Annotated in this window: 10 protein-coding genes; all 10 read left to right on the plus strand. The window is 42.4% G+C overall.

Going from position 1 to position 16,158, the window contains the following annotated elements; genetic code table 11:
* Positions 1–4 precede the first annotated feature (4 nt).
* The 10 genes from tssC (at position 5) to Q8W40_RS05405 (ending at position 16,158) form a co-directional block, all read left to right on the plus strand.
* Positions 5–1,510 carry a type VI secretion system contractile sheath large subunit gene (gene tssC / locus Q8W40_RS05360; protein ID WP_305396204.1) on the plus strand — a complete coding sequence of 502 codons (1,506 nt, stop codon included), beginning with the start codon at positions 5–7 and terminating at the stop codon, positions 1,508–1,510.
* Positions 1,511–1,524: 14 nt separating this feature from the next.
* Positions 1,525–2,328, plus strand: coding sequence for a type VI secretion system accessory protein TagJ (locus tag Q8W40_RS05365; RefSeq protein WP_305396205.1), 804 nt, complete (start codon positions 1,525–1,527; stop codon positions 2,326–2,328).
* A gap of 9 nt (positions 2,329–2,337) precedes the next feature.
* The gene (gene tssE, locus Q8W40_RS05370; protein WP_305396206.1) at positions 2,338–2,820 is read left to right on the plus strand and encodes a type VI secretion system baseplate subunit TssE; all 483 of its coding nucleotides are present in this window, start codon (positions 2,338–2,340) and stop codon (positions 2,818–2,820) included.
* Positions 2,817–4,640 carry a type VI secretion system baseplate subunit TssF gene (gene tssF, locus Q8W40_RS05375; protein ID WP_305396207.1) on the plus strand — a complete coding sequence of 608 codons (1,824 nt, stop codon included), beginning with the start codon at positions 2,817–2,819 and terminating at the stop codon, positions 4,638–4,640. Before tssE ends, tssF begins: the two co-directional genes overlap by 4 nt.
* Complete coding sequence (tssG, locus tag Q8W40_RS05380) at positions 4,637–5,602, plus strand: type VI secretion system baseplate subunit TssG (protein WP_305396208.1); 966 nt, start codon at positions 4,637–4,639, stop codon at positions 5,600–5,602. The genes tssF and tssG overlap by 4 nt, the downstream gene beginning before the upstream one ends.
* 35 nt (positions 5,603–5,637) lie before the next feature.
* Positions 5,638–8,205 (plus strand): type VI secretion system ATPase TssH, encoded by a 2,568-nt coding sequence (gene tssH, locus Q8W40_RS05385; RefSeq protein ID WP_305396209.1) that lies wholly within the window; start codon positions 5,638–5,640, stop codon positions 8,203–8,205.
* 222 nt (positions 8,206–8,427) lie between these two features.
* Complete coding sequence (locus Q8W40_RS05390; protein WP_101115393.1) at positions 8,428–8,907, plus strand: Hcp family type VI secretion system effector; 480 nt, start codon at positions 8,428–8,430, stop codon at positions 8,905–8,907.
* A gap of 56 nt (positions 8,908–8,963) precedes the next feature.
* Positions 8,964–10,775, plus strand: coding sequence for a type VI secretion system tip protein TssI/VgrG (tssI, locus tag Q8W40_RS05395; protein WP_305396210.1), 1,812 nt, complete (start codon positions 8,964–8,966; stop codon positions 10,773–10,775).
* 41 nt (positions 10,776–10,816) lie between these two features.
* Positions 10,817–11,728 (plus strand): hypothetical protein, encoded by a 912-nt coding sequence (locus tag Q8W40_RS05400; protein ID WP_305396211.1) that lies wholly within the window; start codon positions 10,817–10,819, stop codon positions 11,726–11,728.
* Between the two features lie 14 nt (positions 11,729–11,742).
* Positions 11,743–16,158, plus strand: a complete 4,416-nt coding sequence (locus Q8W40_RS05405) for an RHS repeat-associated core domain-containing protein (protein WP_305396212.1) — start codon at positions 11,743–11,745, stop codon at positions 16,156–16,158.

Raw genomic sequence — 16,158 nt, forward strand, 5'->3', positions numbered from 1 at the left:
AATTATGACAGAACTTCAATTTGCAGATCCAGAGCAGCTTGTTCATGACGTACAGAAGCCAAACGAACCAACGTTAGATGCTCTCTGGATAGATCGATTCTTAGATATTCAGTCTGACTCACATTCACTGCGATTTTGGTGTGATGCTAACAATATTTCTAATTCTGAAGATATGAATCAAAGCTTAATAAGCGTGATTGATTTGATCGACGAAATCTTGAATGAGCAATTGAACGTGATTCTTCATGATGATTGCTTTCAGCAATTAGAATCAAGCTGGCGTGGTGTACAGTATTTAGTTAATCAGAAAGAAAGTTTTGGTTCTGAACAAGAATCAAAAATCAAAATATTGTCATGCAGTTGGGAAGAGTTACGGCGTGATAGTCAGCGCGCAATAGAATTTGATCAAAGTAGTCTATTCAAGCTTATCTATCAGAATGAATTTTCTACGCCTGGTGGAGAACCATTTGGGTTGATTGTTGGAGACTATTGCATTTCACATCAAGCGGGAACGAATAAGCTTGATAGAGACATGACGCTAATCCGGAAGATTGCTCAAACAGCGGCTGCTGCTTTTTGTCCATTTTTAGTGTCTGCGACGCCGAGTTTGTTTGGTGTCGATACGTTTTCCGAGCTGGCAACGATCTTGGATGTGCAAGCCCAATTCGACCAATTGGAATATGAGAACTGGCGCGCAGTAAGAGCAAGTGAAGATGCCAAATTTGTTGCAGTTACCGTACCTTATGTTTTGATGAGGCAGCCATATAAATATGACGGAAGTCGATTGGAAGCTTTCGCGTTTAAAGAAAAAGTGAGTGATTCAGAAAGTGATTTTCTTTGGGGAAGTGCATCTTACTGTTTCGCCGCCACGGTTTTAAGAGCTTATAGCGAATCAGGGTGGTTTGCTCATATCAGAGGGCTTAAAGCGGGAAGTTATGGGCAGGGTGTTATTGTGCCTCCTGTAAATAGCCAAACTCAATTCCCGGGAAAAGCTAAGCGATATCGTTCTCCGGTAAACTATCAGGTGTCTGAGTCGAGAGAGTTGGCACTCTCGGATTGTGGTTTTATACCATTATCACCCGTACCAGATAGCCCACTTATTGCTTTTACTTCGAACTCATCGTTGCATAAACCCAAGTTGTTCGAAGAAAAAGGAATTACGGTTAACTCACGACTTTCTTCAATGCTGCAATATACCCTTTGTGTTGCGCGTATTGCCCATTACATAAAAGTAATGGGAAGAGATAAGGTCGGGAGTTACCAAAATGCAGTGACAATTGAAAGCGATTTTCAACGTTGGCTGCATCAATATACAACAGCGTCAGATGAAGCTTCAGATGAATTAAGGGCTAAGTACCCGCTCAACGAGGCTCGAATCCAAGTAAAAGAAAAACAAGGTAGTCCCGGACACTACTATTCAATATTACATTTAAGGCCGCATTTTCAACTTGATCAAATGGTCTCAAGTGTTCGGTTAATCACAGAGCTCTCTCCAGATAAAGCGTTTTAAATAAGGAAAGTCACATGTCAGATTGGCAGCAATTGCTACGTCAAGCAAAGTTACAAGAAACGATTGATTCTGTAATTCAGTCTATTAAATCAAACCCAAAAGATGCAGCCCTTCGTAGCTATTTCATTGAACTTTTGAGTATAGACGGGCAGTTAGAGCGAGCAGACGAACAGTTAATGCAAGCAATAAAATTGTTCCCGGAGTTTTTGGCTGGTGCTAGCCAGATTAGACATTTAGTTAAAGCCGCTCAGGCGCGAGTAGATTTCTTCCAAGGCGGAGCGACAGCGAACTTCCTTGGTTCTAATGAAGAGCAATATGCAAAGCTGACTGAATTGAATTTAGCGATCCATGAACAAAAAGAAGAGGATGTTGAATCAATTAGTAAGGTGCTTGAAGAGCTACGACCTAGTACCCCATTACTAATCAATGGCACGCAATACGAAGATGTCCGCGATATAGATGACTCTCTTAACGGCTTTATTGAATTATTCAGTTCAACAGGCAACTACTACCTAGCACCACTAGATCAATTGGTTTACCTCAATATCAAACCAGCCACCAACCTGTTAGAGACGGTTTGGCGTCCTGTTGAGTTTGAAATTAAGGGCGTAATTGAAGGCGAAGCTCACATTCCGCTGACCTATGCTCGTAGCGAAACTGCTGGCAATAAACTCGGAAAAGAAACCGATTGGAAACCTGTATCAGGGGAAGTGGTATTCGCTGGCTTAGGGCAAAAAGTGTGGTTAGCCGGAGAAGGAGCGTTGCCGTTAGCTACGGTTACCTCTATTGAATCAGCACCGCAAACCGCTGAAGCGTAGTAAGCCATTATGGAAAAGCGTGCTCACGTTAGTAGTGGTGTTTCTCTATTGGACAAGCTAATTGATCATGACCCTAGAAATACCGAAGATGTGCATTTTCCGCTTAACAATCAACAGATTGTCCGTGGCTTAATTAGAGATGTGGAAGCGCTATTAAATACAAGACTAAGTTGGGTAAAAGTAGACAACTCTTTGCCCGAACTTAGACAGTCTCTGCTTACTTATGGTTTACCTGACTTTTCATCTATGCCATTTAGTAGCAAAGATGGACAGCAGCACCTCTGCAAAATTGTAAAAGATACGCTACTGGAATTTGAGCCAAGGTTTAAGGATGTTTCCGTGTCAATAATCAACGACAAAGATGATGTTGAACGAGTGTTACGGCTGCGAATAAGTGCTGTTTATGAGCTTGGACAAAAGCATCATGAATTGGTGTTGGATTCAGAAGTAGAGCCAGTCAGCCTAGGAATTAAAGTGAGTGAAACAGCATGAGTGATGAGTTTCTTAAGTATTACAATCGCGAACTTGCTTACTTGCGTCATAAAGGTCAGGAGTTTGGAAGCACTTATCCTAAAATTGCAGCAAGGTTGAAACTTAGTGAAGAACAAGTAGAAGATCCACATGTAGCTAGGATTTTGGAGGGCTGCGCCTTTCTGACTGCACAAATTAGGCAAAGCTTAGACAACAGTTTTCCTCAGTTGACGGAAGCTCTGATCGGGCAGCTATTCCCCGATTTTCATGCACCTATTCCCTCGATGAGTGTGATCAAAATAGACAGTGATGAATCGGCTACGTCGAAAGTAACCGTTAAACAAGGTGAGGCTGTCTCACTTGAAGCGCCCGGGTTTAAGTCTTGTCAGTTCAAAACATGTTACAAAACAGATGTATTGCCAATAAATATTAGTGAAGCATCGTTTGAAAATGCCCCTTTTCGTGGGCAGCTATTGGATATTGAGAAAGAAGCAAAATCGGTTTTAAAGCTCACGTTAAAAGGTGCGAGTAAAGAAATCGAATTGAGCCAATTGGATTTCGATTCATTGCGGCTTTTCTTTAACGGACAGCCACAAGTTTCTTATCGCCTACTGCAATTATTGCTGCAATCTTCGATTGGTATGGCAGTTGTAGTTGATGACGAAACAACGCGCCAGCTTACGCCAAGGCACGTTAGCCCTGTAGGATATACCGATGAATTTTCGGTCGTTCCTTATAGTAAGCGTAGTTTTGTTGGAAGCCGGTTGTTGGTTGAATATTTCTTGTTTCCTGAGAAGTTTCTTTTTTCGGATCTCGTTAGCCTCGATCCAGTTTGGTTTGGTAGGAATGATGAAGCTGAGATTTGGATTTACTTCGATCAGAGTTGCGATTGGTTGGAAAAGCAAGTCACAAAAGATAGTGTCTTACTAGGCTGTACACCCGTCATCAATATGTTCAGTCATGCTATGGAGCCGACAAGAGTGGTTGCGTCGGAATACGAATTTCCGTTGCACCCTGAGCATTTAGAACCTGATACGACAGAAGTAGTCAGTATTCAAGAAATTGGTGTGCGAAGCTGGCAAATGAAATACCAAAGCCTTCCACCATTTTATGCCGGAGAGCATACAAACTATCTTTCTGAGCATGAGATTTTTTGGACCATGAGAAGAGAAGACAAAAGCTGGGCGGGAGGTTTTGATGAACCCGGGCGTGATGTTTACGTTTCATTTATAGATAAAGATCATAAAATTTTCGCGCCTGAAGGAAGCGACAATTGGGTCATGTCGGCACAGGCTTGGTGTTGTAACCGAAATCTTCCCAAAAAACTGCCTTTCGGCGGCGGTATGCCAAATGTAAATATGCCTGATGTCAAAGATAATTTTGACAGCTTACGATGTTTAGTTGCTCCGACGGAAACCATAAGACCTTCAATGGATTCAAGCTCACGATGGCAATTCGCCAAGTTACTTACGTTGTCCCACTTTTCAGATGACGGCGGGCTACAAACGTTAAGAGAGACATTGAATTTGTACGCCTTCAAAGCGTCGCCAGAGTCTAAGTCAATGATCGACTCTATTGTGTCGATGAAAGTCGAGCCAGCAACTGGACGCGTGAATCAAAAGGGTCGAGTGGGCTTTTGCCACGGAACTGAAATTACTCTCGAAGTTTCTGAAAGTGCACAATCTAAAGAACAAATATTCTTACTGGGAAATGTTCTATCGACATACTTTGCTCAATTTGCAGAGATCAACACATTTACAAAGCTACGCATTACTTTGAAAGGGTCGGGTGATGTATTCCATTGCTGGCCTGCATTATGTGGTGAAAAGGTACTGCTATGAAGCGAGAAAACTTTATAGAGGCGCTAGACAAAGAGCAGCTTTTTGAATCTCTGCACTTAATTGAACAGTTTTATTTGAAGTCTAATGCGAATTTAGGGACCGACCATTTACCAAGTCAAGAAACCATAGAACTGAAAGTTGCTCAACAGTTGGGATACGAAGTTGGTGAATTCACAACCGTGGAATCAAAGCGCAATCAAAGCTTAATCGTAATGACGAATCTGATTGGGTTAACGGGTGAAAATGGTGTTTTACCCAAACATTATAGTGAATTGATTTTACAAAGACTCAAGGATAACGATCCTACGCTACAGGATTTTTTAGACATTTTTAACCACCGAATTTTGTCTCTTTTCTATCGAACTTGGCAAAGTTTCCAACCGGCGGTACAGCACCGAAAAGTTTCTGTGAATGAGTTTTCATCATGGAATCAAGTCTTAGGATCCTTGACGGGAGACTTGGGCAACAGAGCAATTCATTGGGGGGGCTTATTTAGCCAGCCCGTAAAAAGCCGAGGATCGGTCCAAGCATGCATGGAATCTCTTTCCGGTTGCGATGTGATTATTCGCGACTTTAAAGGGAAGTGGATGCATCTAACGGAATGTGAGCAAACGCGTTTGTGTTCTAAACGCCTACCTGAAGGGCAGTATTCAGAACTTGGACGCGGGGCGAGTCTTGGAAGAAAAGCATGGAATGTCAATGCAGGATTCATGGTTGAGTTTGTTGCTAAAGGGCAAGAACAGGTATACGGCATGATGCCCAATGGCGAACGAATTCGTGAAATTAAGGCGTTGTGCAAAGACTTACTTGGGAATACCGCTTCGGTTGAATGGAGCCTCACCGCCCAATACAAACACCTTCCTAAAGTACAACTGAAAAAAGGGGGAGGAAGGCTAGCATTGGGAAGCGTACTGGCACCTCACAAACGTTCAGAAAGCGGCACCATCACAATTCGAATTTAAGCAATATCAGTTAGGCGATATATAAGGAAATATCAATGACATCTTTATCTCTAACCGCGTTAGTAGAGAGGCTTTCTAGTGATGCTAAATCTTCATTAGAACAAGCGGCAGCACTAGCGAGCAGCCGAACTCATCACAGTATTGAAATGACACACTGGCTAATTTCGATACTTCAGCAGCAAGGCTCGACAATTCAGACTCTATCTGATCATTTCAATTTAAATGTATTCAAGTTAGAAGATGACATTCAAAAGAGCCTAGAAAAACTCAAAACAGGCTGCCAAACCGTACCAGGCTTATCTGCACATACCGTAACTATCTTAAAAAGTGCGTGGATGGCTTCAAGTATCGATTTCTCAGATGAACAGATCGATATTGTGCACCTGGTTTACGCATTGTTGAATGACGATACATTATTTGCGGTTTCATCCGCCTTTGGTAATGAGCTAGATAAAGTCACTCCAGAAACGTTACTGCAATTTTGGAAAAGCGAAGAGCGAAGTGTTGCAGAAAAAGCGCCAACGCAGAAAGCATCTACAAAATCTTTGGACCAATTTACCATTGATTTAACGGAGCAGGCAAAGAAGGGAGACATCGATCCTGTTGTAGGTCGAGATAACGAAATCCGACTGATGATAGATATTTTACTCAGACGCCGTCAAAACAACCCAATCTTAACGGGTGAAGCCGGTGTTGGTAAAACTGCGGTAGTTGAGGGTCTTGCGCTCAAAGTTGTGCAAGGGGATGTTCCTCCAGCGCTTCAAGGTGTTTCGATTAAGTCACTTGACCTAGCATTACTCCAAGCTGGCGCAGGAATGAAAGGTGAATTTGAGAATCGACTAAAGTCAGTTGTTAAAGAAGTCAATGAATCACCGACACCAATTATCATGTTCATCGATGAAGCTCATGGGCTAATAGGAAGTGGTGGGCAAGCAGGTCAAAGCGATGCCGCAAACATTCTTAAGCCAGCTTTGGCTCGAGGAGAATTGAGAACCATTGCCGCGACAACGTGGGCTGAATACAAAAAATATGTAGAGAAAGACGCTGCGTTAACCCGACGATTCCAAGTTGTTCAAGTGGATGAACCTGCTCCTGAACTCGCTGTAGAAATGCTTCGTGGACTTGTGCCAGTTATGGAAGAACACCACGGCGTACATATTACAAATGAAGCCTTAAAAGCGGCAGTGTATCTATCTAATCGCTATATTAATGGACGTCAACTACCGGACAAAGCCGTTTCAGTCCTCGATACAGCGTGTTCAAGAGTGGCACTAAGCCAGTCTGGGACACCGGGGCAGCTTGAGTCTCTTGAGAAGACATTAGAACAAAAAACAGCACAAATCGCCCAGCTCGAAAAAGAGCAGGCACTTGGTCATGCTCACACCGAGGTTTTAGCTGCACTAAACGAAGAAAGCGATACTTTAACGATCGAAATCGCAGAACTGAAAACGGTCTGGGAAACAGAATCAAACTTGGTAGACGAATCCAAGCAATTGAAGATCGAAGTTCTTGAAGAGAAAAAAGAAGGTGCTTTAGAAAGGTTAGTAGAAGTTGAAGCAACCCTGGCAGAAAACAAGACGCCAATGGTCTTTTCACACGTTAACGAAGCACTGGTCTCTGAGATCGTGTCTGACTGGACGGGAATCCCGCTAGGAAAACTTCAAAACGATGAGATTAATAGTCTTTTATCATTAAAAGACACGTTGTGTGAACGCGTTGTTGGTCAAGATCATGCATTACATACGATGTCGGAAGTCATCAAAACCGCACGTGCCCAACTTAATGAAGAAACTAAGCCAAATGGTATATTTTTTCTTACTGGACCAAGTGGCGTAGGTAAAACAGAATCCGCGCTAGCGATTGCTGAACAGGTTTATGGTAGTGAGGAAAATGTCACTGTCATCAACATGTCTGAGTTTAAAGAAGAACACAAAGTTTCATTACTACTGGGGTCACCTCCAGGGTATGTTGGGTATGGGGAAGGTGGAGTACTTACGGAAGCTGTTAGAAGAAAACCATATAGCGTTATTCTTTTAGACGAAATGGAAAAAGCTCACCCAGGTGTCCAAGATGTGTTTTATCAAGTCTTTGATAAAGGAACCATCAAAGACGGCGAGGGTCGTGATATTGATTTTAGAAACACCATCATCATCATGACGTCCAATGCTGGTACAGATACGACAATGGAGCTATTCCAAGACCCTGAACTAGCCCCAGACATTGATGGTTTAAAGACGGCACTACGAGACGATTTGTTGGAAAGCTTTAAACCCGCCTTCTTAGGTCGAGTAAATGTGATTCCATATATTCCTCTTAACCGAGAGGTGCTACAAGGTATTGCAAAAATTCAATTGAATAAAATTGGAAAGCGTATTTCATCAAACTATAACGCAGAATTCGATTATTCTGATGAGTTGATTTCCAGTTTGATTGACAATTGCAATGAAGAGGGTAGTGGCGCTAGAGCTATCCAAACCATTATTCAAAACAGCTTATTGCCAAAAATATCTGATGAAGTTTTAAACGCAATTTCTAACGATAAAGCTATTAATAAAGTGGCAGTTTTAGGTGATGTAAATACTATTTCTATAAATGTCGAATAAGCGAATTATCAATAGCAAATTTAATTGCGGTGCAATTCAAATTAAGTGCTTTTTTATTAATTTAAGCTATTAAATTGATTGAATATAAGTTATAAAAACGCGTATTCAATCAGTCGCAAATGACTAATTTATAATTAACAACCCTTCACTAATTTATTTGGTTAAGGGCAATTACTTGCTCATAAATATGAGTTGAATTTATCAATGCTATAGGAGATTAGCATGCAGGCAAATACATACCTTAAATACGCGGATATTAAAGGTGAAGCTACTGCTGAGCAGTACAAGGATCTGATCACTCTACTTTCTGTTGATTGGAGCGTAGGTCGTGAAATTACTTCTTACACAGGTACTGCTCAAGATCGTGAAGCAAGCTCTACTCGTTTGTACGACTTGACTATCACTAAACTGCAAGACCGCGCTTCTCCAGATCTATTCAAAGAAGCGACAATCGGTAAAGGTAAACCAGCTGTATTCCACATCACTAAGCAAGGTGAAAAAGTGGAAGAAATCATGAAGATCGAACTTACTGATGCAATGATTTCAAACTACGCAGTTTCTATCCAAGACGACCGTCCAGTTGAGACAATCACTATTTCTTACACAGAAATGATGATGACTGTTACTCCAACTGATGACAAGAACAACGTTGTTGCTCCTCTTGTTTACGGTTACAGCGGCGTTAAAGGTCAGCAAATGTAATTCATGTTGCGGGGCAGTTTTGTCCCGCACTTGTTTAACTTAGTAAGAAGTTTGTAATGAAAAAAGCGACACAAAGTAATAATTTTATAAAAATATCCACCGCATTTGGGTATGACACAATAATTCTGAATAGCTTTCAATATTATGAAGGGCTTTCAGAACTTTTCTCACTACAAGCTTTAGCCTATTTTAACGGCACTCAAGGTGAACTTAGCCAAATAATTGGTAGGCCAGCTGTCATTCTAATGGACAATTCTATAGCAGTAACAGATACGCCTAGATATTTCCACGGTGTTGTTACTAGCGCCCGTATTATAGGTAGTCGAGTCTCTTCGAGTAATGACGGTGAAAATTATAAAGACATTGAGCTAACTATTCAGCCTAGATTAGCGCTTTGTTCTTATCGGAAAAATAGTCGAATCTTCCAAAATAAAGATGTTAAAGAAATTGTATCTTTATTATTGGGTGAACATGCTGTTGAGTTTAATTTAAAGCTCAATAAGTCTTATTCGAAGTACACATTTAAAGTTCAATATAACGAAACTGACCTCGATTTTATATTAAGACTTTTGGCTGAAGAGGGGATTGGTTTTAGCTTTCTTCATGAGGAATCGGGTCACAAGTTAGAACTATTTGATGACTTGAGCTTTTACCAACCGAGTGCCGAAGCTGAAGTTATTCATACCACAGGGAGCTCAGAACAAGCTCACATATCTTCTTGGCAAGAAACACAAACTATTACGACTAAAGCAAGCTGTTTATCTGGCTTCGATATGCTCAAACCAAATAGCTTACCGAGCCACAATGTATTAATGACGCCTGTGTCTTACACTCCACCCATGAGTGAATATTACGAGTACATGGGTGAAGAAGAAACTGCCGATAAGTATGCGTTTCGCAATCAACATATCCTTGAGTCATTGCAAAGAGAAAGCCAAGTCTTTTCTGGTAATTCAAGTTGTCGCACATTTACTACAGGGCAAACATTCAAATTTGAAGATCACGAAGATAAAGCCTTTGTTGGTAAAGAGTTTGTTCTTTCTCATGTGTCCATAAACGCGTCTGTTTTTAATCAGACTGGTAGCCATGGCAACTCGGCACAGGGCGTTGAAATTCAGTTCTATTGTATGGATGTTAAAAAGCTCTTTAGACCATCCATTCCTCTTGGAAAGCCGAGAGTTCAAGGTATCCAGACGGCCATAGTTACAGGACCTTCTGAAGGCGATATTCATGTAGATAAACATGGTCGAATCAAGGTCCAGTTTCATTGGGATCGTGAGGGAAAGCGAGATGCACAAAGCTCTTGTTGGATCCGTGTTGCCCAGCAAAGTGCCGGAAACGGTTGGGGCAGTACATTTATTCCTCGTGTAGGGCAGGAAGTAATCGTTGAATTTATTAACGGAGATCCTGACCAACCTATTGTTATGGGGGCGCTGTATAACGGTGCCAATGCAACCCCATATGCGCTTCCAGATAAAAAAACGCAAAGTGGTATTAAGAGCCGAAGTGTAAAAGGTGGTGCGAGTGATTTTAATGAATTGAGATTTGATGATAAGCCAGGAAAAGAGTTGGTTTACCTACATTCACAAAAAGACTTTCAGTCTGTTGTTGAAGACAGTGCCGATATCTTGGTGGAAAAAGACAAAGTTGAAACGGTGAATAACAATGAAGCGCATAACGTAGGGAAAAACCTCAGTATCGACGTAGGAGAAGTATTATCCCTGAGCGCAGGTAAGAATATTGAGATTAAAGTTGGAGGTGCATCGATAACGATGTCTAGTTCTGGCGAAATCAATATTAAAGGCAATCAAATTGCAATAAATGGGTCGGCTATTGATTTAAAAGCAGGGAAGATCGCTCTCAACTAGTTTAGCAAGAGAGTGAAGGCTTCATTTTAATTGGAATACGAATGCCTTTTACGCTTAGACCGGCATCACTGAAAGCTGGTCACCAAAATTTAAACAGTGTTTTGATGAAAACATCGAAGTACGAAATGAATATGGAGAGTTCGCAGCATGTTTCGGGTCCTGCGAACCGAATGATCTCAAGTCAATCAGAAAGCTTAGTTTCTCGGCTTTGCGGCATTGTTAACAGGTGTCGCACGGACTTGGAGAAGGTATCTGAACCTGCTCCTTGTCTTATTTTTTTGCCAGAAAAACAAACGTCAGATGATTTCACTCCTTTGTATCAGGAACTGAAAAGGTACTTCTACCCATTAAGAAGTTCTATGCCTAAGTTGATTTATACGTATGGACGAGCTTCGTTTCTGATGTCATTGGCCAAACTCGATAAGTTAATTCAGCAGTACTCTGATTCAGGGGTTTGGTTGTTAGGCATAGATTCATCCTCGGCGTTTTGTACTCAAGATGAAGTCGCAGAGCCGGAAATCTCGATTAATGACAGTTTTTTCCTCGTCAAAGCCGTTAGCTCAAAAGACGGTCTTGTTTTTGAATGGGGACAAATTGATGCATCGACGTTGGATAAACAATGTGGCGACAGTATTCGTTTTCTCATGAGAGCAGGAGCAAAGTCGGCTCGCACTTCGTTTACAAAGATCTGCCTCCCGTTTGGTGCACCAGAAAATGTCGTCGAAGAATGGAGTAACGAAATTCATCATATTCACAAATATGTGAACGAACAGAGCGATTATTCTTTCACTGAAACAGAAGTCGGTGATTTAGGGGCTAACAGCGGTCTTTGGAAAATTCTCCAACTAGAGCGTGAGCAAAGAACAAATCCGGTGGATGGCTTTCACTGTTTTCAACTTGATGTGTCTAACAACAAGTTTAGGGCGGCAGCAGCACTTACATGGCGTGTATAAAGAGCTAGCAATTAATGATTAAGGATAACTTCAGTAAATCGATTCGACGCGGATCTGAGCTTTATACTTTTTCCAACTCCAAGCAGGGAAAAGGGAAATTAAAGTCGTTCCAAGACGAATGTGAAGCGTTAAATTTTGCACAATTCTTATTTGCAAAATCAGATTCACAGTCTTTGGCTTTGCTTAGTCAATTATCTACCTTTAGTGTGACGAATACTTCAGCACCACTTAAGGTGTTTGAGCGCCAAAATGCCCAAATTCAAGCGTTAGCCAACTCATTGGCTAACGGCAAGCTGTTTTGCTTCGTCGAAGTGTCGACGCCTTCTATTTCAAGCCCAGAGCTTGAAGAAGTCGTGTATGAAGAGGCAGAGGAAGAAAAAAAAGCGCCTTCAGATGGAAAATCGGAAGAGGCACAAGAAAATGAAAGTGCTTCATCCGACAGCGATACACCTGTGAGTGCCAAAGATCACGAAACGGGCGGTGACCCAGTTTCAATGGTGACAGGTGAAGAGCTCTTATCTCTTGAGGACTTTACAAACCTAGAAGGTTTGAAATGGGTTCGCCATTATCGCTCTTCACTTTGTCAGCAAGACCAGGGGATGGGGCTTGGTTGGCGCCATAGTTATTGTTTTGAATTCTTAGAAATTAGAGATGAAGAAGAGAATGTAGAAAGCTGGTGTTTTGTCGATGATCTTGGCGATACCATCGAGTTCTTACCTGTAGGCAAAGGGGCAATCAGTTACCAGATTCGAGCAGGTGCCTCTTGCTTACATCATGCGAATGGTTACAGAATTGTCACGCTGCCAGATGGAACGCAATACAAGTTCTTCCTATTGAATGACGTATGGAAATTGAATCAAATACGGGATATTACGCTTAAGCAAATTGACCTAAAGTATTCTTCTAATGGGAGACTGATTGAATTGCATTCAAACAGCGTTCTCGCTTTGTATTGTCAATACGATAAAGAAGGGCAGATTATTGGTCTAAGATGTCCGAATACCGAAGCTCTCGTTGTAGAATATACTGTCGAAGAAGGGGAGCTCACGTCCGCTAGCAATCAGTCTGGGCTAGTCGAAACATATACTTACCGTAATGATGCATTGCTTCTCACAAGAAAGCGTCCAAGTGGGTTCACTCATTACTTTGAATGGCAAGGTGATGGGAAAAATGCCAAGTGCATTCGAAACTACGGGGACAATAATACCTATGACTACCGTTTTGTCTTTGACGATGGCGAATCCAGCTACACCGATACTTTAGGCAACCGCTGGCTTTTCAATCACGATAATAATGGTAAGTTGTTAAAGAAAACCAGCCCAGAGGGACGTATTCAAGAATGGCAATACGATGAATTAGGGCGGCTCGCCAAAGAAATTCAACCGGATGGAACCTTCACGGAGCATTTTTACAACAAGTTTGGTCAGCTAGCAGTGAAGCGACGTAGCAGTGGTGCTGTTACCCAGTATCGTTACGATGAATCAGGCAGACCAGAAGCGATAGTGACGCCAGACGGGCAAACAAGTTGTCGCAAGCTCAATAGCCTTGGTCAGCTCGTTTCTAGTGTTGACGAAAGCCAAATCTCCAGCCAATATCACTATGACAAAAAAGGTCGCTTGATTGAGCGAACACAGTCAAATGGCAACCGTGAGCGATGGTGGTGGAACGAACAGAATCAACTTCAGGGTTCACAAACAAATGGCACGTTAATTCGATACAGCCATAACCAATCTAATCAAATCAACGGAATGGCATACCCTGATGGGATGTTTGTCACTTTAGAACAGAATGACAAAGGTCAGTTAATTCGCCAGCGCACCTTTCACGACTTTGATAAAAGCGTATGTCGTGAACATTCGTATTCTTACGATGACGCAGGCCGTATTACATCCATTCAAACGCCAAGTGGCTTAACAGGGTTTGAATGGGGAGAGCTTTCTCAGCCAGAAGGGTTAAGCCGCAGTGATGGTAGTGGGCTTTACTTTCAATATGATGGAGAGCGCAACCTCAAATCCATTCATCGAAGTGATAACCTAGACTATCGCTTAGAGTTGTCACCGGATGGATTGTTAACTCAAACGCAAGGGTTTGATGGGATCAAGCAACACTACCAGTACGATGTTTCTGGTCGCATCAGTGAATTACAATCGGGCAATCGAGCTGTAAAAATTACCTACAATGCCCACGGTGACATTGCGTCGCTCAAAGGGAAAACAGGGCATACTTTCAACGAGTGTCATTTTCAGCATAGCCATGGAGGTAAACTTCTTCATGCATCCAATGAATCGACGAGCCTAGCCTTTGAATACAATGAGCGAGGTCTCCCTACCGCTGAATGGCAATCGACTGCCTGTATTAGGTATCAATACAACGATAAAAGGCTTTGTGAAGTGCTCGAGTTGCCGAGCGGCGAGTTTCTGTACTTTGGTTACGATGAGTTTGGTCGCTTAACCACGATTGCTCGTGCTGCCCAAAGCCGAGATAAAGCGTTATCGCCAAACGTCGAAATTCAGTATGACCAGATGGGGCGGTTGGCTTCTCTGAATTATGGCGATAATCTCAATGAGACCAGAACGTACGATGGCATCGGGCGGCTGAAATCTCAGGAGTGGGGCACTCGTAGCCGACAATACCGCTACGATGTCGCTCATAATCTCGCTAGCTATGTCGACAATGAACTAGGGCATACCCATTTTCATTACGACAAGCTGACTCAACTGACTCGTGTTAAAACACCCGACGATGTCTATAAGTATCGATTCGATAGTTTTGGCAATCCCGTGAGCGATGACATTGTTGTGGAGCAAGACCGCATACTGGAATTCGAAGGTCTGCGTTATCATTACGACGACCAAGGAAATCAAATAAAAGTAGCAGGTGGCGACCACTTGCAAAGGCGTGAGTTTAACGCGCTGAATCAACTGGTGACCGTCAACCACAATGGGAAGCTTGCCCACTACGAATACGATGCGCTAGGTCGCCGAAGCAAAAAGACGACAGAAGAAGGCGTCACTCAGTTTATCTGGCAAGGCAGTAAACTGATTGGTGAAGTCACCCAGAGCAGCTACCGTTGGTATCTCTATCAGCCCAATAGCCACGCACCGCTAATGCTGGTGATGGATGAACAATGCTACTTCTACCAAAACGACCACTTAGGCACCCCAATCCGAATGGTCGATTTAAATGGCAAAGTGGTATGGCAAGCCAACTACAATCCACAAGGGCAAGCATCCATAGAAGTAGAAGAGGTTACGAACCCTATCCGCTTCCAAGGACAATATTTCGACCAAGAATCTGGGCTGCATTACAACCTAGCTAGATACTACGACCCACTCACAGGTCGCTTTATCCAACCCGACCCAATCGGCTTGCTTGGCGGAATCAATCACTACCAATATGCTCCCAACCCAGTCATGTGGATAGATCCATCCGGTTTGTGTTGCGAAGAGCCAGATGCGGCAGTAAAAGCTGGGGAAGCGGATTCACAGCCAGAAAAACGAGTCGTGTATGCTATGGGATCGGGGAATTTTACATCTGCGGCTAAAGTGAATGCACCAACATACCCATTACATCCTCAACTTATAGGTTCTAATGTTGGTGGGAAGTACGTTGAAGGTACTGCAGAATTACTGATATCAGGTGTTTATAACACTGGTGTGGATATAGTTGCTGGTCTAGCCGGTTTAGCGCCATTAACAATCGGTGATTTAAATACTTCTGTAAACTGGATTGAAGGCATACAGGATACGTTAAGCTACACACCTAAGACTGATGGAGCCCAAATAATAGGTGAACACCTATCAGCTTATGTGCAGGCGTACGAGAGCACGATGGAAAGTGCAGGAGACGCAGTTTTAGACGCAACTGGCTCACCACTTGCAGCAACACTCACACATAAATCAGTGGAGATTGTCGGGACATTGGTTGGTGGTCGTACATTGCTGAAATCAACAAAATCTTTACCTAAAGTAACTGTTCCAAGAACGGTAATATCTCCGGAAATGACGGAGAAAGTCTTGTATGGGCAACGCGCTTTGAACAAGCAAGGTAATGTAACGAATCGTTTAATTGGTGCTCACAGCGGTAATATAAGCAACACTCATCCAAAGTTTGCTGTTGAGGTTATGTCGACCAATCCCGATGGAACAAGGAGCGCTAAGATTATTACTCAATTTGAGGATGGGAACATTTCTAAGATTAAGAACAGCACACTATTTCCTGAATCTTGGAGTGATTCTGAAATTTTGTCGGCCATTGAAGATACTGGCGGTACAAAACCTTTAGCAACTCGCTCCTCCGATGGCGCTTCACTTTACCAATCAACTGTAAATGGAGTTAGAATAGAAGTTATTAAAGTTGGTGAGAACCTGACCGCGGGATATCCATGCGGTGCAAATTGTATGGATCCAAATACATTCAAAGGAATTTAA

Source organism: Vibrio penaeicida (genome assembly GCF_030689305.1).
Classification (GTDB): Bacteria; Pseudomonadota; Gammaproteobacteria; order Enterobacterales; family Vibrionaceae; genus Vibrio; species Vibrio penaeicida_B.